The 17,584-nt window shown below is 72.5% G+C and carries 13 protein-coding genes and 2 pseudogenes; 4 read left to right on the plus strand and 11 right to left on the minus strand.

The features are described from left to right. The 10 genes and pseudogenes from DLJ47_RS37120 to DLJ47_RS25175 form a co-directional block, all read right to left on the minus strand. Nucleotides 1–219, minus strand: a pseudogene (locus DLJ47_RS37120) (LCP family glycopolymer transferase); the annotation flags it as partial. Between the two features lie 67 nt (nucleotides 220–286). Next, complete coding sequence (locus tag DLJ47_RS25130) at nucleotides 287–1,264, minus strand: NAD-dependent epimerase/dehydratase family protein (RefSeq protein ID WP_109903396.1); 978 nt, start codon at nucleotides 1,262–1,264, stop codon at nucleotides 287–289. A gap of 103 nt (nucleotides 1,265–1,367) precedes the next feature. Next, nucleotides 1,368–3,041, minus strand: coding sequence for a solute symporter family protein (locus DLJ47_RS25135; protein WP_109903398.1), 1,674 nt, complete (start codon nucleotides 3,039–3,041; stop codon nucleotides 1,368–1,370). Beyond that, nucleotides 3,019–3,384 carry a DUF485 domain-containing protein gene (locus DLJ47_RS25140; protein WP_109903400.1) on the minus strand — a complete coding sequence of 122 codons (366 nt, stop codon included), beginning with the start codon at nucleotides 3,382–3,384 and terminating at the stop codon, nucleotides 3,019–3,021. Before DLJ47_RS25140 ends, DLJ47_RS25135 begins: the two co-directional genes overlap by 23 nt. 388 nt (nucleotides 3,385–3,772) lie before the next feature. Beyond that, a pseudogene (locus tag DLJ47_RS25145) lies at nucleotides 3,773–4,532 on the minus strand (flavin reductase family protein). A 299-nt stretch (nucleotides 4,533–4,831) separates the two neighbouring features. Beyond that, entirely contained in the window at nucleotides 4,832–5,326 is a 495-nt protein-coding gene (locus tag DLJ47_RS25155) for an SRPBCC family protein (protein ID WP_109903404.1), read from the minus strand. 87 nt (nucleotides 5,327–5,413) lie between these two features. After that, complete coding sequence (locus DLJ47_RS25160; protein WP_109903406.1) at nucleotides 5,414–7,123, minus strand: ABC transporter permease; 1,710 nt, start codon at nucleotides 7,121–7,123, stop codon at nucleotides 5,414–5,416. Continuing rightward, nucleotides 7,108–7,872: an ABC transporter ATP-binding protein gene (locus DLJ47_RS25165; protein ID WP_109903408.1), complete on the minus strand. Its 765-nt coding sequence runs from the start codon at nucleotides 7,870–7,872 to the stop codon at nucleotides 7,108–7,110. Before DLJ47_RS25165 ends, DLJ47_RS25160 begins: the two co-directional genes overlap by 16 nt. 92 nt (nucleotides 7,873–7,964) lie before the next feature. Next, nucleotides 7,965–9,623 carry a sodium/solute symporter gene (locus DLJ47_RS25170; RefSeq protein ID WP_109903410.1) on the minus strand — a complete coding sequence of 553 codons (1,659 nt, stop codon included), beginning with the start codon at nucleotides 9,621–9,623 and terminating at the stop codon, nucleotides 7,965–7,967. Between the two features lies 1 nt (nucleotide 9,624). After that, nucleotides 9,625–10,038 (minus strand): hypothetical protein, encoded by a 414-nt coding sequence (locus DLJ47_RS25175; RefSeq protein ID WP_109903412.1) that lies wholly within the window; start codon nucleotides 10,036–10,038, stop codon nucleotides 9,625–9,627. A gap of 242 nt (nucleotides 10,039–10,280) precedes the next feature. Between DLJ47_RS25175 and DLJ47_RS25180 the strand changes: the two genes are divergently transcribed. From DLJ47_RS25180 to DLJ47_RS25195, 4 genes are all read left to right on the plus strand, one after another. Next, nucleotides 10,281–11,678, plus strand: coding sequence for a hypothetical protein (locus tag DLJ47_RS25180; protein ID WP_158289895.1), 1,398 nt, complete (start codon nucleotides 10,281–10,283; stop codon nucleotides 11,676–11,678). A 124-nt stretch (nucleotides 11,679–11,802) separates the two neighbouring features. Continuing rightward, nucleotides 11,803–13,137 (plus strand): hypothetical protein, encoded by a 1,335-nt coding sequence (locus DLJ47_RS25185; protein ID WP_109903416.1) that lies wholly within the window; start codon nucleotides 11,803–11,805, stop codon nucleotides 13,135–13,137. 131 nt (nucleotides 13,138–13,268) lie between these two features. After that, entirely contained in the window at nucleotides 13,269–14,552 is a 1,284-nt protein-coding gene (locus tag DLJ47_RS25190; RefSeq protein WP_109903418.1) for a hypothetical protein, read from the plus strand. A gap of 173 nt (nucleotides 14,553–14,725) precedes the next feature. Next, nucleotides 14,726–16,798 carry a choice-of-anchor D domain-containing protein gene (locus DLJ47_RS25195; protein ID WP_109903420.1) on the plus strand — a complete coding sequence of 691 codons (2,073 nt, stop codon included), beginning with the start codon at nucleotides 14,726–14,728 and terminating at the stop codon, nucleotides 16,796–16,798. A gap of 54 nt (nucleotides 16,799–16,852) precedes the next feature. Here the strand turns inward: DLJ47_RS25195 and DLJ47_RS25200 are convergent, their stop codons facing one another. Beyond that, nucleotides 16,853–17,515, minus strand: coding sequence for a DUF5701 family protein (locus DLJ47_RS25200; protein WP_109903422.1), 663 nt, complete (start codon nucleotides 17,513–17,515; stop codon nucleotides 16,853–16,855). Nucleotides 17,516–17,584: the final 69 nt, after the last annotated feature.

Here is a 17,584-nt window from a genome sequence, read left to right on the forward strand (position 1 = left end):
GCCGGGGCCGTCCGGGCCGCTCGGCCCGCCCGGGCCGCCGGGCCCGCCCGGGCCGCCGGGCCCGCCGACCTGCGGTTCGTCGTCCGGCGCCGGGTACCAGCGCGGCTCACCCGGGCGGGCGCGTCCGGTGGCGCTCCGACCGGAGCCGGGCACCGACGCGCGCCCGGCGCTGCGGTGCAGGTACGGGAGCGGAAGGCCGGCTGGCGTGGTCGCTGACATGTAACTCAGGGTACGTAGCCGGAGCGAGTACCGCCCTGATCCGCGGGCCGGTGTGGCGGCGGGGCGGTTACCCTAGCCGCTCGCGGAAGTACTCGATCGTGCGCCGCAGGCCGTCTTCGGGCGCCACGGTCGGCTCGTATCCCAGCAGTTCGCGGGCGAGGGTCAGATCGGGCCGGCGCATCTCCGGGTCGTCGGCCGCCCGGGTGACGTACGTCACCTCGGAAGTGCTGCCGGAGAGTGACACGATCGTCTCGGCCAGTTGCCGCATGCTCATCTCGTGCTCGGTGCCGCAGTTGATCGGCCCGGTCTCGGTGGAGTCGAGCAGCAGCAGGATGCCCCGGACGAGGTCCTCGACGTAGCAGATCGAGCGGGTCTGGTTGCCGGTGCCGTGCACGGTGATCGGCTCGCCGCGCAGCGCCTGGGAGATGAAGGTGGGGATGGCCCGCCCGTCGTCCGGCCGCATCCGCGGGCCGTACGTGTTGAAGATCCGGACGATCGCGGCGTCCAGGCCCCGGCTGCGGTGGTAGGCCATGGTGGCCGCCTCGGCGAACCGCTTCGCCTCGTCGTAGACGCTGCGGATGCCGATCGGGTTGACGTTACCCCAGTACGTCTCCCGCTGCGGGTGCTCCTTCGGGTCCCCGTACGCCTCGGAGGTGGACGCCATCAGGAACCGGGCGCCGTCGGCGACCGCGCGGTCCAGCAGGTGCAGGGTGGCCACCGAGCCGACCCGGAGGATCTCCACCGGCAGCTTCTCGAAGTCCGTCGGGCTGGCCGGCGAGGCCATGTGCAGGATCGCGTCGAACCGCTCGGCCACCGCCGGGTGGTGGTTCGGCAGGCCGTCGGAGATGTCCGCCTCGACGAGCGTGAAGGTCGGCTCGTCCAGCAGGTGGGCGACGTTCTCCTTCGACCCGGTGACGAAGTTGTCCAGCGCGACCACCGTGCAGCCGCGGGAGATCAGCACGTCCACCAGGTGTGACGGGACGAAACCGGCGCCGCCGGTGACGAGGATGCGGTGACCCGGTCCGAAGCGCGCTGCAACCTTCATGGAGGTCAGCCTACTCACCGGGCCGGTCCGGCACCGGCCACCCGCACCCCCGCGCGACGGGCCCCCGGTCGGTCTCGACCGGGGGCCCGCCGGACGGGCCGGCTTAGTGCGCGCCGGCTCCGGTGAGGGAACGGACCTCCAGCTCGGCGTACTTCTCCTCGTCGCTCTCCTTGGAGATGACGGTGCCGATCCACCCGCACAGGAAGCCGAACGGGATGGACAGGATGCCCGGGTTGGACAGCGGGAACCACTGCCAGTCCTGGTCCGGGAACATCGACGTCGCCGCCCCGGAGACCACCGGCGAGAAGAACACCAGCAGCACGGCCGAGAGCAGACCGCCGTAGATCGCCCAGACCGCGCCCGAGGTGTTGAACCGCTTCCAGAACAGGCTGTAGAGGATCGCCGGCAGGTTGCCGGAGGCGGCCACCGCGAACGCCAGCGCCACCAGGAACGCCACGTTCAGGTTCTGCGCGAAGATGGACAGCACGATCGAGATGGCGCCGATCACCAGCGCGGAGATGCGGGCCACCCCGACCTCCTGCCGCTCCGAGGCCTTGCCGTCCTTGACCACGTTGGCGTAGAAGTCGTGCGCGAGGCTCGACGACGAGGCCAGGGTCAACCCGGCGACCACGGCCAGGATGGTGGCGAAGGCGACCGCCGCGATCACCGCCAGCAGCGTCGCCCCGCCCAGGTCGCCGCCGAGGAAGTCGATACCGAGCGCCTCGGCGAGCTGCGGGGCCGCCGTGTTGCCGGCCCGGTCCTGGGCGGTGATCGCCTCCCCGCCCACCAGGGCCGCCGCGCCGAAGCCGAGGGCCAGGGTGAGCAGGTAGAAGGTGCCGATGATGCCGATCGCCCAGAGCACGCTCTTACGGGCCGCCTTCGCGGTCGGGACCGTGTAGAAGCGGATCAGGATGTGCGGCAGGCCGGCGGTGCCCAGCACCAGGGCGATGCCCAGCGAGAGCAGGTCCATCTTGCTGTAGAAGGTCTTCAGCGCGTCGCCGGGTGTCTCCACCCCGTAGCGGAGCCCGGGTTCGAGGAAGGCGGCTCCCTTCCCGGAGGCGTCCGCGGCGTCGCCGAGCAGCGAGGAGAGGTTGAACTTGTACTTCGCCAGCACCAGCAGCGTCATGATGATCGCGCCGCCCATCAGCAGGAACGCCTTGACGATCTGCACGTAGGTGGTGCCCTTCATGCCACCCACCGTGACGTAGATGATCATGAGGGCGCCGACCATGATGATGGTGGCGATCTTGGCGGCGTCCGCGTCCATGCCGAGGAAGGTCGTTCCCGGCTTGATCCCGAGCAGCAGCGCCACCAGCGCACCCGCGCCCACCATCTGGGCCAGCAGGTAGAAGATCGACACGGTGATGGTGGAGACCGCCGCGGCGGTACGCACCGGGCGCTGGCGCATCCGGAAGGCCAGCACGTCGGCCATCGTGTACCGACCGGAGTTCCGCAGCAGTTCGGCGACCAGCAGCAGCGCCACCAGCCAGGCGACCAGGAAGCCGATCGAGTAGAGGAAGCCGTCGTAGCCGTAGAGGGCGATCAGGCCGGCGATGCCGAGGAACGACGCCGCCGACATGTAGTCGCCACCGATCGCCATGCCGTTCTGGAAGCCGGAGAAGGACCGGCCGCCGGCGTAGAAGTCGGTGGCGGTCTTGGTCTGCCGGCTGGCCCAGATGGTGATGGCCAGGGTCACCGCCACGAAGACCAGGAAGAGCGTGATGGTCAGGTTGCGGGCGGTGGTGTCGCCCGCCTCAGCCGCGAGGACCGTGTTCATGGGTCACCTCCCCGATCTCGGCGCGGATCCGGTCGGCGACCGGGTCGATCTTCCGTTCGGCGTGCCGGGAGTAGAGCCAGGCGATGAGGAAGGTGGAGACGAACTGGAGCAGGCCGAAGACGAGGGCGACGTTGATGTTGCCGAACAGCTTCGTGCCCATGAACCCCCGCGCGTACGCGGACAGGATCACGTAGAGCGCGTACCACAGGAAGAACGCGACGGTCATCGGGAAGACGAAGCCGCGCAGCGCGCGGCGCAACCCGGCGAACTCGTCCGACCGCTGTACGGCGAGATACCGGTCCGGCGTGGACGCGTCGGCCGGCGCGGGTGTGTCCGTGGACATCTGTGGATCACCACCTTCACAGGCATCGGGGATTTCCGCGCACGCTAGGAAGCGCGCTCCCCGCCGGGGAAGGCCGAGATCGACGTTGGTCGCCGGGTGCGCCGAACGGCACGGTGGCTGCGCCGAGTGACCCAGCTCACTCCGATGAGCGGTCGCCGGACAGCCGCCCACGCTGCGGCCGCGCCGGCCACCGGGCGTCGGGTGACTGGTCACCAGCAGTGGGTGCCTGACCGCCGGGCTGGCCGCCGGTCGCGGCTCGGGCGCCGCTGACTGACTGGTCACCGGCCGTGGGGTGCCTGACAGCGAATCGCCGGGCTGGCCGCCGGTCGCGGCCGGGGCGCCGCTCGCGGGGTGGCCGTTCGGCCGGTGGGAGCGGCCCCGGCGCTGGTCAGACCAGTTCGCGGTAGCGACCCCGGTAGTGCAGCAGCGGGTCCGTCTCCTCGGCCAACTCGACCGCCTCGATGGTGGCCTCCACCAGCAGGCCCCAGCCGTACTCCCGGGCGGTGTCCAGCCGGCAGCCGGCCCACCCGCCGGCGTCGGCCGGCACCGGGCCGTAGGGCGTCTCGGTCCACTCGCCGGTGGCGAAGAGGCCGCCCGGCGACGGGAAGAGGCCGGCGAACCGGTCGGCGAGCTGCCGGTGCGGCGGGCCGAGCGGGGCCACCGCGAACCGGCCGGCCGCCTCGGCCGCCGCCCACAGGTCGGACTCCGGGTCGACGAGGCCGAGCAGCCGGTCCGGCTCGCCCTCGGCCACCAGCGTGGACGACACCGTCAGGCCCGCCGGGCCGGGCGCCGTCCAGAGTGTCACCGGAGCGGCCAGCCGACCCCGCAGCCGGCGTACGGGCGAGCGCTGCCCGGCCGGTACGGCGAACGGATCGGTGTGGTGGATCTCGGCACCCGGCTCATGATTCACGTGGAACATTCTGCCGCTCCCCGCCGTCAACCGTGCCGGGTCCGCGCCGCGCCGGGGCAACGTTCCCGGCCCCACCCCGCTCGTCACCGGGCACCCGGGGGCGCGCCCAGGCGAGGAAGCGGTCGTGCAGGTCGATCGGTCGGGCGTGGCCGTTGAGCTGGTCGAGCTGGTCACCCGCCTCCGTCATCAGCGCGCCCAGCAAGACCAGCAGTGCCGGGCGGTCCGCCCGGTATTCCACCAGCAGCGCGAGCCGGGCCGGCCGGCACGGCCAGTGCGCGCCACCCGCCCCGCCACAGCCAGAGCGACCGCATCGCCAGGTGCGGCACAACCCGGCTCACCGCCGCGCTCCCGCCGGGCCGTCGCTTGAGATCTTGGAAGATTCCCGCCCCTCCAGGGGCCGTTTCCTTCCAAGATCTCGACAACGAGTCGGACGGCGGAGAGCTCCGGTCGCCAGCGGCCGCCGTTGGCCCGCCAGGTCTGCGCCGGGTCAGCCAGCCGGCCCGACCCGGTCGCGGCACCGGTGACGTACCCCTGGGGTCAATCGTCGGCGGTGAGGGAGCGGCGGGCGGCGGCCAGCACCTCTGGGTCGGCGCAGCCGGCGGCGTACCCGGCGATCCGGCGGCGGATGTCGCGGCCGAGCAGCCACCTCCCGATCCGGTCGGCGACCGGGCGCAGCAACGCCGGCCGGCAGCGGAAGCTGTACCGCCAGGTGGCGATCGTGTGGCCGGGCTCCGGGGCCGGCGCGAACCGCCAGCCGCCGGCGAACATCTCGAAGAACCACGGCCCGCGCACCATCTTCATGCCGACGTGGCTCGGCGGCGCCCAGGAGACGTACTCGCTCACCATCACCAGCCCGTGCCGGGAACGGGTGAAGGTGCGTACGCCCTTGCCGGGCCGGGTCGCCCCGTCGACGAAGTGCTGCTCCCGGACGAACGGGTCCCACCGGTAGCGCACCGGCGCGGTGGTCTGCGAGACCGCGAAGGCCAGCTCGGGTGGCACCGGCACGGTCGCCACCGCCTCGACGACAGGCATCCGCCCATTCTCGCCGCCCGCGCCAACCCGGCCGTCCCGGAGATTCGGTGAGCTACGGCCGGTGCCGCGTCCTCCGTGCGGGGCGGGTCAGCGGCGGGGGGTCACGGTGGCGAGCAGTTCGGGCTGGCGGCGGTCGAGGACGTCGCCGGCCAGGTACGCGCCGAGCAGCGCGGCGCCCAGGCCGTACGCCGCGCCGACCGGCAGGGCCAGCCAGTGCCAGACGTCGCCGAGCAGCGCCGCGGCGACCACCATCGGCACCGCCGCGACCGCGGTGCCCACCATGGCCAGCAGGGTGAGGAAGCTCTTCGCCACCCCGGCGCCACTGTTCAACGCGAACGGGTTGCTCGTCTCCGGCAGCGCGTACGCCCCGAGCACCGAGACGAAGCTGTTCACCGCCAGCCCCACGCCGTAGGTGCCGAGCAGACTGCCGGCGGTCACCCCGATCCAGCCGGGCCGGCCGAGGATCACCGCCAGCGCGATCGAGACGACCGCCAGCATCGGCAGCACGTAGAGCGAGAACGCCGCCATCCGGGCTCGCAGCTCCTGCTGGCCGGGCACGCCGGCGACCAGGTGCGCGGCGTACGCGCTGCCGTCGAAGCCGAACTGGTTGGCCAGGGTGACCGAGGCGAGCACCCCGACGAAGAGCATGGAGAGGCTGACCAGCACCGGTGACGAGGTGTCCGGCACGGTGAACCCCTCGGTGCCGCCGTCGGCCAGGTTCGCGCCACCCAGGTTGACCATGACGGGCACGAAGAGCCCGACCACCGCCACGGTGATCAGGTTCGCCCGCCGCCGGGCGTCCCGCCACCAGTACCGGGCCTCCCGGGCCACCAGCGCCCCGAACGGGTCCCGCCCGGCCCAGCCGACCCAGCGGGGGAAGAGCTGCGCCACCGCGCCGCCGGCCGGCCCGCGCCGGGCCGGAGCCGGGCCGGCGCTGGCCGCACCGACCATCGCCGACTCCAGCGACCGGGACCACCAGGCCAGCAGTGCCAGCAGGGCGAGCGCGGTGATCAGGAGCTTGACCGGAGCGGCCCAGACCCGCCCCTCGGCGACGTCGATGCCGGCCGTCCAGGGCGCGCCGAACGGGGTCCAGCCGACCACCTCGGCCACCGGATCGAGCCGGTCCCAGTCCGCGTCCCGCAACGCCGCCAGGCCGAAGATCTGCAACGGGCCGAGCAGCGCGGCGGCCACCGCGAGCAGCACGGCGGCCAGGTCGCGGACCCGGCGGGAGCGGAGCATGGCGGCGAACGCGCTGGTCACCGCCCGGGCGGCGGCGACGCAGAGCAGCAGGCCGGCGACCACCCCGACCGCCTCGACCACGGCCGCCGACCAGCCACCGAGCGCGCCGGCGGTGAACACCAGGCCGGAGAGCGCCAGCAGCAGGGCGACCGCCGGCACGCTCACCAGGGCGGCGGCGAGCAGCCCGGTGACCAGGGTGCGGCGGGGCAGCGGCAGCAACGCGAACCGGGCCGGGTCGAGCGTCTCGTCCACCCCGAAGAAGACCAGCGGCAGCAGCAGCCAGCCGAGCAGCAGCAGGCCGCCACCGAACGCGGCGACCATCAGCGCGTACCGGTCGTTGCCGGCCAGCCCCGGCGCGGCGAAGAGGAAGAAGCCGGTGCCGGCGAACCAGAGCCCGACCACCACGCCGACCACGTAGAGGGCGATCCGCCAGCCCTGGCCGCGGAAGTTGTTGACCATCACCCGCAGCTTGAGTCGGACGAAGTGCCGCGGGGAGACGCCACGGGTCGCCGTGGCCGGGGTGGCCGGGGTGGCCGGGGTGGTCACCGGGACAGCCACGCCAGCTCCTCACCGGTCGCCGTCCTACCGCCGACCACCTCGACGAAGACCTGCTCCAGCGAGCGGTCGCCGCGGACCTCCGGCAGCGTGCCGACCCGCTTGATGGTGCCGGCGGCCAGGATCGCCACGTGCGAGCAGAGCCGCTCGACGACCTCCATCACGTGGCTGGAGAAGACCACCGTGCCGCCGCTGGCCACGTACCGCTGGAGGATGTCCCGGATCAGCGCGGCGGAGACCGGGTCGACCGCCTCGAACGGCTCGTCGAGCACGAGCAGCCGCGGCCCGTGCAGCAGCGCGCAGGCCAGGCCGATCTTCTTCTTCATACCGGCCGAGTAGTCGACCACCAGCGTCCGGCCGGCGTCGCCGAGCGCGAGCACGTCGAGCAGCTCCGCGGCCCGCTGGTCGACCACCGCCGGGTCCATGCCGCGCAGCAGGCCGTGGTACGCGAGCAGCTCCGCGCCGCTGAGCCGGTCGAAGAGGCGTACGCCGTCCGGCATGACGCCGAGCAGCCGCTTGGCGCCGACCGGGTCGGCCCACACGTCGTGCCCGAGCACCCAGGCCCCGCCGGCGTCCGGCCGGAGCAGCCCGACGGCCATCGACAGCGTGGTGGTCTTGCCGGCGCCGTTCGGGCCGAGCAGGCCGTAGAAGGAACCGGCCGGCACGTCGAGGTCGACGCCGGCCACCGCGACCTTGCCGTCGAACGCCTTCGCCAGGCCACGCAGCGAGAGGGCCGAGTGCTCACCAGTCATGCGTACGACCGTATCCGTCGGTGACGAACACCTGGTCCGGCCGAGGGATGATCCGCTGTCATCCCGCAGTCGTACCCGGCCGACGTGCAGTCCTACTGCTGACGGCCCGGTTGCAGGCGCAGCGACTCCGGGGTGTGCAGGCGGAGCATGGTGGCCGCGACGTCGGCCGGCGCCCGGCGGCGGGTGGCCAGCGACACCGCCACCATCACGGTGAAGGCGAGCGGCACCGTCCAGGCGGCCGGCTGCGTGGTGAGCGTGGCCGGCCAGCCGGACAGCGGCGGCCCGACCACGGTGACCAGCACCGCGAGGATCGCGGCGCCGCCGCCGACCAGGATCCCGGCGGCGGCGCCCAGGTCGGTCAGCCCGCGCCACCAGATGCCGAGCACCAGCAGCGGGCAGAAGCTGGACGCGGCGACCGCGAACGCCAGCCCGACCACCTGCGACACGTCGAGCCCGGCGAGGTTGAGCGCGAGCACCGCCGGCACCGCGCCGGCGATCACGGTGGCCAGCCGGAAGCCGCGTACCGAGCCGCGGCCGAGCACGTCCGTCGAGATCACGCCGGCGACGCTGGTGAGCAGCCCGGACGAGGTGGAGAGGAAGGCCGCGAACGCGCCCGCGGCGACCAGCGCGGCGAGCAGCCGGCCGGTGGTGCCGTGGCCGAGCGCGGCCTCGGGGAGCAGCACCACCACCGCGTCGGTCTGCCCGGTGACCAGCAGTTGTGGGGTGTAGATCCGGCCGAGCACCCCGTAGATCGTGGGGAGGAGATAGAACACGCCGACCAGGGCGAGCACCACCAGGGTGGTGCGCCGGGCGGCCGCGCCGTCCGGGTTGGTGTAGAAGCGCACCAGCACGTGTGGCAGCCCCATGGTGCCCAGGAAGGTCGCCAGGATCAGCGAGTAGGTCGCGAAGAGTCCCTGGTCGTCGTCGCCGGCGGTGCTGGGCAGCAGCCATTCGGCGGCGTCGGTGGCCACCCCGGAGACCTCCGGCACCGGGTCGCCGGCGGCGAAGCTCAGCTCCTCGCCGGGGCGTACCTCGCGGGTCTCGCCGTCGGGCAGGGTGAGGGTGGCGCGGTGCTCGACCACGACGGTGGTCGCGACCCGGAACGTCGGCCCGTCGGGCGGGGTCACCGCCGGGCGGGCGTCGGCCTGCCACTGCAACGCCAGGAAGATCGCGGGTACGGCCAGCGCGGTCAGCTTCAGCCAGTACTGGAAGGCCTGGACGAAGGTGATCGCCCGCATTCCGCCGAGCGCCACGTTGGCGGTCACCACCACGGCCACCACCAGCGCGCCCACCGGATACGCGGAGCCGGTCACGGTGGCCAGCGTCAGCCCGGCCCCCTGCAACTGCGGCACCAGGTAGAGCCAGCCGATGAAGATGACGAAGACGGTGGCCAGGGTGCGCAGCCGGCGCGAGCCGAGCCGCAGCTCGCAGAAGTCGGGCAGGGTGAACGCGCCGGAGCGACGCAGCGGCGCGGCCACGAAGAGCAGCAGGGCGAGGTAACCGGCGGCGAAGCCGACCGGGTACCAGAGCACGTCAACGCCGTACTTGAGGATCAGGCCGGCGACGCCGAGGAAACTCGCCGCGGAGAGGTACTCCCCGCCGATCGCTGCCGCGTTCCAGGTCGGACTGATCACCCGGGAGGCGACCAGGAAGTCGGAGGTGGTGCGGGCTAGTCGCAGCCCGTAGAAGCCGATCCCGACGGTCACCAGGGTGACCGCGACGATCGCCGGTACGACGAAGGCGTTGCCCACCTCAGCGCTCCGGCCGCTGGACCAGGTCGGTGAAGTCCTGCTCGTTCCGCTCGGCCAGCCGCACGTACGCCCAGCCGACCCCGATCAGGAACGGAAACGACACCACCCCGAGCAGCAGCCAGGGCAGCTTGACGCCGAGCACGGTGACCCGGCCGACCGCCGGCGCGATGGCGAACAGCCAGGGCAGCCCGCCCAGCCCGATCGCCACCACCAGCGAGAGCCGCAGGGCCAGCGCCAACTGGGCGCGGACCAGGCCGCGGACCAGCGCCTCGCCGACCCGGGTCTGCTGGGCCAGCTCGGTGCGGGTGCGGTCGGCCCGGTCGTCCCGCCGGGACACCTCGGCCAGCACGATCCGGGCGCGCCGGGGCGACTCCGGCGCCCGGGGCGCCGGTACGCGATCGTCGGCAGCGGCCACCCGGGAAGTCTCGCCTGCTCAGCCCGAATGTCAAGGGGTGTCGCGACCGCTGTGGACAACTTGTGGAAAACGCTTCACCCCTGTGGAAAACCCTATGCCCGGACCTTTAAGAGACCATTAAGTCCGGATTCGTCCGTCAGCTGTTTTCCCCGTTCCTCCGGCCGGATCGGCCTTGCCGGCATTGACCCCGACACCTACGCTGAGGCGGCAATTCCCTATTCCTCTCCTTCCACGGGGTCTCTATGCGCAAATTCCGCACTCTGCTCGGCGCTACCCTCGCCGGAGCATGTGCACTCGCCGTGGTGCCGGGTACGGCCTCCGCGGCACCGGCCGCGCCGCAGCAGGCGGCGGCGGCGATCGACGACACCACGGGTGCCTTCTACCCGCTGGCCCCGGCCCGGCTGCTCGACACCCGTAGCGGCGTGGGCGCTCCGGCCGGCGCGATCGGCGCGACCAAGAAGGTTGACCTCCAGGTCGCCGGGCGGGGCGGCGTTCCGGCCGCGGGTGTCGGCGCGGTCGTGCTCAACGTGACCATCACCGGTCCGACGTCGAGCAGCTTCGTCACCGCCTACCCGGCGGGCGAGGCGCGGCCGAACGCCTCCTCGATCAACTTCCCCAAGGGCTGGCTGGGCTCGAACAACGTCACCGTCAAGCTCGGCGCGGGCGGCAAGGTGTCGGTCTACAACCACGCCGGGTCGACCCACGTGGTGGTGGACGTGGTCGGCTTCTACGCCGCCGACAACACCATGGTCGACCGCAACGGCGGTGAGTACCAGGCGTACATCCCGCAGCGGATGTTCGACACCCGCTACGACGGCACCGGCAAGATGCCGGCCGGCTCGTACATCGACTACGCGATCGACTTCGGGCCGGAGAACCCGAACGTCCGGAGCCTGGTCATCAACCTCACCGCGGTCTCGCCGGCGAAGGCGGGCTTCCTGACCGCATGGTCCGGTGCGGGCAGCATGCCGGGCGCGTCGACGGTCAACTACGGCGCCGGCAAGGTGGTGCCGAACCTGGCCTTCGTGCAGACCCGGCCGTGCTACGAGGACTGGTGCTCGGAGATCTGGGGCGCCCCGATGTTCCGGGTCTACACCTCGCAGTCCGCGCACTTCGTGACCGACCTGGTCGGCATGATGGACGACGGCACCCTGGAGTACGGCCTGCGGTTCAAGCCGATCAGCCCGACCCGGATCGCCGACAGCCGGATCGGCCAGGGCTACCAGGGCATCCTCGGCCCGGGCTCGGTCCGCAAGGTCGCCACCCCGTCCGCGCTGCTCACCGACACGACCGACGTGCTGGCGCTGAACATGACCGCCGTCGCGCCGACCAGCAACACGGTGATCACCGTCTGGCCGTTCGGCTACGAGAACTTCCCGAAGCCGGGCACCAGCAACCTCAACCCCGCCGCCGGTCAGACCGTGTCCGGTGCGGTGCTGACCCCGATCGGGCCGGCCTCGGCGACGCCGCCCTTCGCGTTCAACACGCACAACCTCTCGGGGAACGTGCACATGATCGCTGACGTGGTCGGCACGTTCTACTACCCGGAGCCCGTGTCGGCGACCGCCGCCGCGACGCTCAAGGCCGGCAAGACCGCTCCGGTGGCCGGCAAGGCGAGCCGGGCGTCGACCGGCAGCTGAGCACCACCCGCGTAATGGGCGCCCCGGCCATCGGCCGGGGCGCCCTCGCTTTCTGCGCCGCGGTCCGTCCCGGTGTCGGCTCGGCGGGTACGTCCCCGGTGTGGTGCCGGCCCCGGGGTCCATTGTGCGCACAATCCGTGCCCTGCTCGCCGTGACCGCCGTCGGGGCGTACGCGCTGGCCGGGCTGCCGGCCTCCGCCGTGCCCGTCACCAAGCCGGTCGCCGCCGCCGTCGCGGCCGACACCGTGGTCGGGACGTACTATCCGCTGGCGCCGGAGCGGCTGATGGACACCCGCAGTGGGCTCGGCGGCCGGACCGGCCCGCTCGGTGCCCGTACGGTGGTCGACCTTCAGGTGGCGGGACGGGGCGGGGTGCCGGCGAGCGGTGCCGGCTCGGTCGTGCTCAACGTGACGGTCGCCGGCCCGACCGCGAGCGGCTACCTGACCGTCTACCCGGCCGGGCAGACCCGACCGACCGCGTCCTCGGTCAACTTCGGCGCGGGCTGGCTCGGCTCCAACAACGTCACCGTCAAGCTCGCGCCGGACGGCCGGGTCGGGATCTACCACCATGCCGGCAGCAGCCACGTGGTGGTCGACGTGGTGGGCTTCTACGCCGGCAGCGACACGGTGCGGGGCAGCCACGGCCGGGGCGGCCAGTACCAGCGGGTCACACCGACCCGGCTGGTCGACACCCGGCGGGAGGGTGGCCCGATCGAGGGGAACACCCTGATCAACCGCTGGGTCGACGTCGGCCCGGTCAGCCCGCACGTCCGGGCGCTGGTCCTGAACATCACCGCCGTCCGGCCGGAGCGTTCCGGGTTCCTCAGCGCCTGGGCCGGCGACAGCCCGGTACCCACCTCCTCCACTGTCAACTACGCCGCCGGCACGGTGGTGCCCAATCTGGCCTACGTCCGGACCGCCACCTGCCACGACTGCGGGCCCTGGTACGGGGTGCCGATCTTCGCGGTGTACAGCCTGCGCGCCACCGACATCGTGGTCGACCTGGTCGGCGTGATCGACGACGGCACCCTGCCGGGCGGTCTGCGGTTCACCCCGCTCGACCCGACGCGCATCGTGGACAGCCGTGCCAACCTCGGCACCTCGGGGGCGCTCGGCCCGAACGCGACCCGCCGGATCACCGCGCCGCCCACCATGGTCACCAGTGCCACGCAGGTGCTGGCGACGAACGTGACAGCGGTCGCGCCGACGGCCGACACCGTCGTCACCGTCTGGCCGGCCGACGCCGGTGTGGCCCGACCGGCGGCCAGCAACCTGAACCCGGCCGCCGGCCAGACCGTCTCCAACGCGGTGCTGGCCGGGATCGGCCCGACGGACGCGCTCACCGTGCACAACCTCGCCGGCAGCACGCACCTGGTGACCGACGTGGTGGGTACCTTCCACCTGCCGCCGGGCGCCGCGCCGGCCGATCCGCTGCGGGTCCTCGCCACCGGCGGCTACTGACCGCCTCGGTCCACACCGGCCTGACCAAGCCGGTCGTTTCGGACCGTAGCGGGGACGCGGCCTTGTCGCCCGTGGTCGTCGCTCCTAGGCTGAGCCGACCAATCTTCGCCCATCGTTCTCACGGGGACCGAATGCGAAAACTTCGCGCACTGCTCAGCACCGGTGTCGCCCTCGCCACGACCTGCGCGCTCACGGCCGCCCCGGCCACCGCGCAGCCGCCGACGACGAGCGCCGCCGTGGACGTGACCGGCACCTACTACCCGGTCGCTCCGACCCGGCTGATGGACACCCGAGCGGGCCTGGGTGCGCCGCAGGCCATGATCGGTCCGTCGGGCCAGGTCGACCTCCAGGTCGCTGGGCGGGGCGGCGTGCCGGGCAGCGGGGCCGGTGCGGTCGTCCTCAACGTGACGATCACCGGCCCGACCGCGGACGGCTTCGTCACCGTCTATCCGGCGGGTCAGCCCCGCCCGAACGCGTCCTCGGTCAACTTCGCCAAGGGGTGGCTGGGCTCCAACAACGTCACCGTCAAGCTCGGCTCCGGCGGGCGCGTGTCGGTGTTCAACCGGAATGGCGACACGCACGTCGTGGTCGACGTGATCGGTTTCTACGCGGCGGACAACACCCTGGCCGACCGCGGGATCGGCAGCCTCTACCACCCGTACCGGCCAACCCGGATCTACGACAGCCGGACCGATCCGGACGCGGGCGGTCAGAAGCGCGGGGCCGGCAGCTACCTGCACCTGACACAGCTGCTCGGCGGGGACAACCCCCATGCCCGGGCGCTGGTCGTGAACATCACCGTGGTCGACCCCGAGCAGGACGGCTTCGTCACGGCCTGGTCGGGTGCCGGCGAGCGGCCCGCCGTCTCCACGGTGAACTTCCGGGCCGGCACCGTCACGCCGAACCTCACGATCGTGCAGACGCGGCCCTGCGACGGTGAACTCTGCTCACCGGAGGGAGCCCCGACCTTCTCCATCTACACCTCGGCCCGCGCGCACATCGTCGTCGACGGGTTCGGGATGATGGACGACGGGACGGTCCTCTTCGGCCGGCGGTTCCAGCCGTTGAACCCCACCCGCATCGTCGACAGCCGCACCGGTCTGGGCACCTCGGGCGCGCTCGGCGCCGGCGACATCCGCAAGGTGGTCCCGCCGTCGGCGATGGGGACCACGGAGGACGTGGTGCTGGCGATGAACGTGACGGCCGTGGCGCCGACGGGGCACACCGTGCTCACCGTGTGGCCGGCCGACTGGCCCGACTACGGCATCCCAGCGGCGAGCAACCTCAACCCGGCACCCGGGCAGACCGTTTCCGGCGCGGTGTTCGGCGAGCTCGGGCCGTACGGGAAGTTCAACGTGCGCAACCACGCGGGCAGCGTGAACGTGGTGGTCGACGTGGCGGGCCGCTTCTACTGATCCTGACGCAGCGGCGGGCGCTGGCCGGAGGTGATCTGGCCAGCGCCCGCGTCGCCGACGGTCACCGCCCGGGTGCTTCGCACCGCCGCGGTACTGCTGACCCCCGGCCGGACCCGTGATGCCCTACGCTGAGCCGGCGAATTCCCGTTCATCTTTCTTTCCACGGGGTCTTCATGCGTATCTTCCGCGTCCTGCTCGGCGTCGGTGTCGCTACGGCGTGTGCCGTGACCGGGCTGCCGGGGGTCGCGCTCGCCGAAACGGCGACGCCGACCAGCATTCTCGTCGTCGACGCGGGCGACCAGACCCGGTTCGGCTACGGCATCTACAGCGGTGTCTTCGACAGCCGCTACGAGGAGGTCCAGACCGGCCTGGGTGGCCGGGACGCGCTCACCATGACGGCGCACTTCCGGGCCGGCACCGTACACGACTGGACGGGCGTGCACGTCACGCCGCCGGAGGGCGAGACCTGGCAGGAGGGCCGCACGTACGCCACCGCCGACGGCGGTACCGCCGCGCGGTTGAGCGTCGACGCCAGCGGCCGGACCTGCACCGGCACCGGCCAGATCACCGTGCGGCAGGTCGCCCGGGACGCCGAGACGCAGCAGTTGACCGCGTTCGCCGCGGCGTACGCGTTCCGCTGCAACGACGACAGCGGCGTCATCGACGGTGAGCTGCGGTGGAACTCCGACCTGGACTACCAGGCCGTCTCGTACGCGTCGCCCCTCGACTTCGGGGCGGTCGAGATCGGCGCCGCGCCGCGGACCCGAACCGTCACCCTCACCTCCGTGGGGACCGTGCCGGTGACCTTCGGCGCGCTGACCGTCGCCGGGCCCGATGCGGCGACCTTCCAGGTCACCGGCAACGACTGCACCGGCCGCACGCTGGCGTTGGGCGACCACTGCACGCTGCAGGTGGCGGCGGGCGTCACCAGCACCGCGGTCAGGACGGCGACCATCGTCCTCGCCGACGACACCAGTCACGGCGCGCGTCGCGTGCGGTTGAGCATCAGCGGCTACCACAACGCCGTCGGCACCTACTATCCGCGCCAGGGGCGGATCCTCGACACCCGCGTCGACGGCACGGCACCGGCTCCGATCGGCCCGGCCAGCGTGCTCGACCTTCAGGTCGCCGGCCGAGCGGGAGTGCCTGCCGAGGGGGTCGGGGCGGTGGTCGTGAACGTGACAGTGGTCCGACCCACCGCCGGCGGCTACCTGACGCTGTACCCGGCGGGCGAGAGCCGGCCGACCGCCTCGTCGATCAACTTCGCAGCCGGCTGGCTCGGCTCGAACCTGGTCACGGCCAAACTCGGCGCCGGTGGCCGGATCAGCATCTACAACCACACCGGCGCCACGCACGTCGTGGTCGACGTCGTCGGCTTCTACGCCGCCAGCGACGCGGTCCGCGGGTACCTGGACCCGGTGGGTGGCCAGGTACATCCGGTCACGCCGGTCCGGCTCTTCGACACCCGGGTCAGCGGCGGGGCGCTGGCGGCCGGGGAGACCCGTCGAGGGTGGGTGGACTTCGGCCCCGAGCTGGACACGTCGGCCCACTCCCTGATCGTCAACATCACCGTGGTGGCCCCCCAGAAGAGCGGTTTCCTCACCGCTTGGGCGGGCGGCGGCGATCGGCCGGGAACGTCCACGGTGAACTACGACGCGGGCCGCACCGTCCCGAACCTGGCGGTTGTGCAGACCCTGCAGTGCCACGGCTGCGGCACCGCCAACGTCCAGGCGACGTTCTCCCTGTACAGCTCGCAGCAGGCGCATGTGGTGGTGGACCTGGTCGGGGTGTTCGCCGGCACGGACGTGCCGAACGGCCTGCGGTTCACCCCGAAGAGCCCCACCCGGATCGTGGACAGCCGCTACGACCAGGGCACCACCGACGCCCTCGGCGCCAACGTGACCAGGAAGGTCACCACTCCCGCCGGGCTGGTCACCGACGCCACCCGGGCGCTGGCCATGAACGTGACAGCGGTGGCGCCGACGAACAACACGGTGATCACCGTGTGGCCGGCCGACGCCGGTCTCACCAGGCCGACGGCCAGCAACCTGAACCCGGCCGCCGGGCAGACCGTCTCGAATGCCGTGCTGTCCGGCATCGGCCCGACGGACGCGTTCCACCTGTACAACCTCGCCGGCAGCACCCACCTGGTGGCGGACGTGGTCGGCACCTTCGAGCTGTATCCGTACACGGTGGGCACGGGGGAGGGCTTCCGCGTCCACGCGTCCGGCATCCGTACCTGGTAGGGCACGGTCGGCGCGGTGGGCGTCCCGGCAGCACCGGGACGCCCACCGCCAGCCTCAGGACAGGCCGACCCGCTCCGGCCGGGCGGAGGCGGAGCCGAGCCAGGTGTGCGGGTTGCCGTACCAGCACCAGCCCAGCTTGGGTGCGCCCTGGCTGATCCAGATCGCCGGCACCCGCTTGTCGCCGCAGCGCGAGCCGACCAGCGAGAAACACTTGTTCTTCGCCAGCGCCGCCGGGTGGAGCGTGACGAAGGCGAGCCCCTCGTCGATGGTGAGCGGCAGCCGATCCTGCGCAGTGATCACCTCCATCGCGGCCGACGGGGCCAAGTTCAGCGTCTCCTCGCCCCGGTCGACGTCGAAGAGCAGGTACGCCGGCCCCTCGGGCACCTCCAGTTCCTTGATCGGGTCGAACGTCGCCAGGTCGCCCTCGGCGTAGTGCCGGTCCACGAAGCCGGGCTTGCGCTTGCCGGCCAGCGTGGTGCGCGCCAGCCGATCCTCCACCGGCACCAGGTCACGGGTGACCACCAGCAGGAACGGCACCCGAGCCTCGGTGGGCCCGGGCAGGCCGGCGGTGCCGGCGACGGCCGCCGCCCGCAGCGGGGCGACCAGTTCCCGGAAGGCGTCCTCGGTCAGGTTGGCGAGCGCCGGGTACCCCAGCTCCACCAGGCGGTCGAGTTGGCGGTCGAATTCGGTCGCGGCGTCGAACAAGGCGGCCTCCATTCTCGTACGGGGTACCGTACAGCGTACGACACGCGACCCCTATTCCCACCCGGGGAAAAATTTCTGCGC

The sequence above is a fragment of the Micromonospora sp. S4605 genome, assembly GCF_003176715.1.
Lineage (GTDB): Bacteria > Actinomycetota > Actinomycetes > Mycobacteriales > Micromonosporaceae > Micromonospora > Micromonospora echinaurantiaca.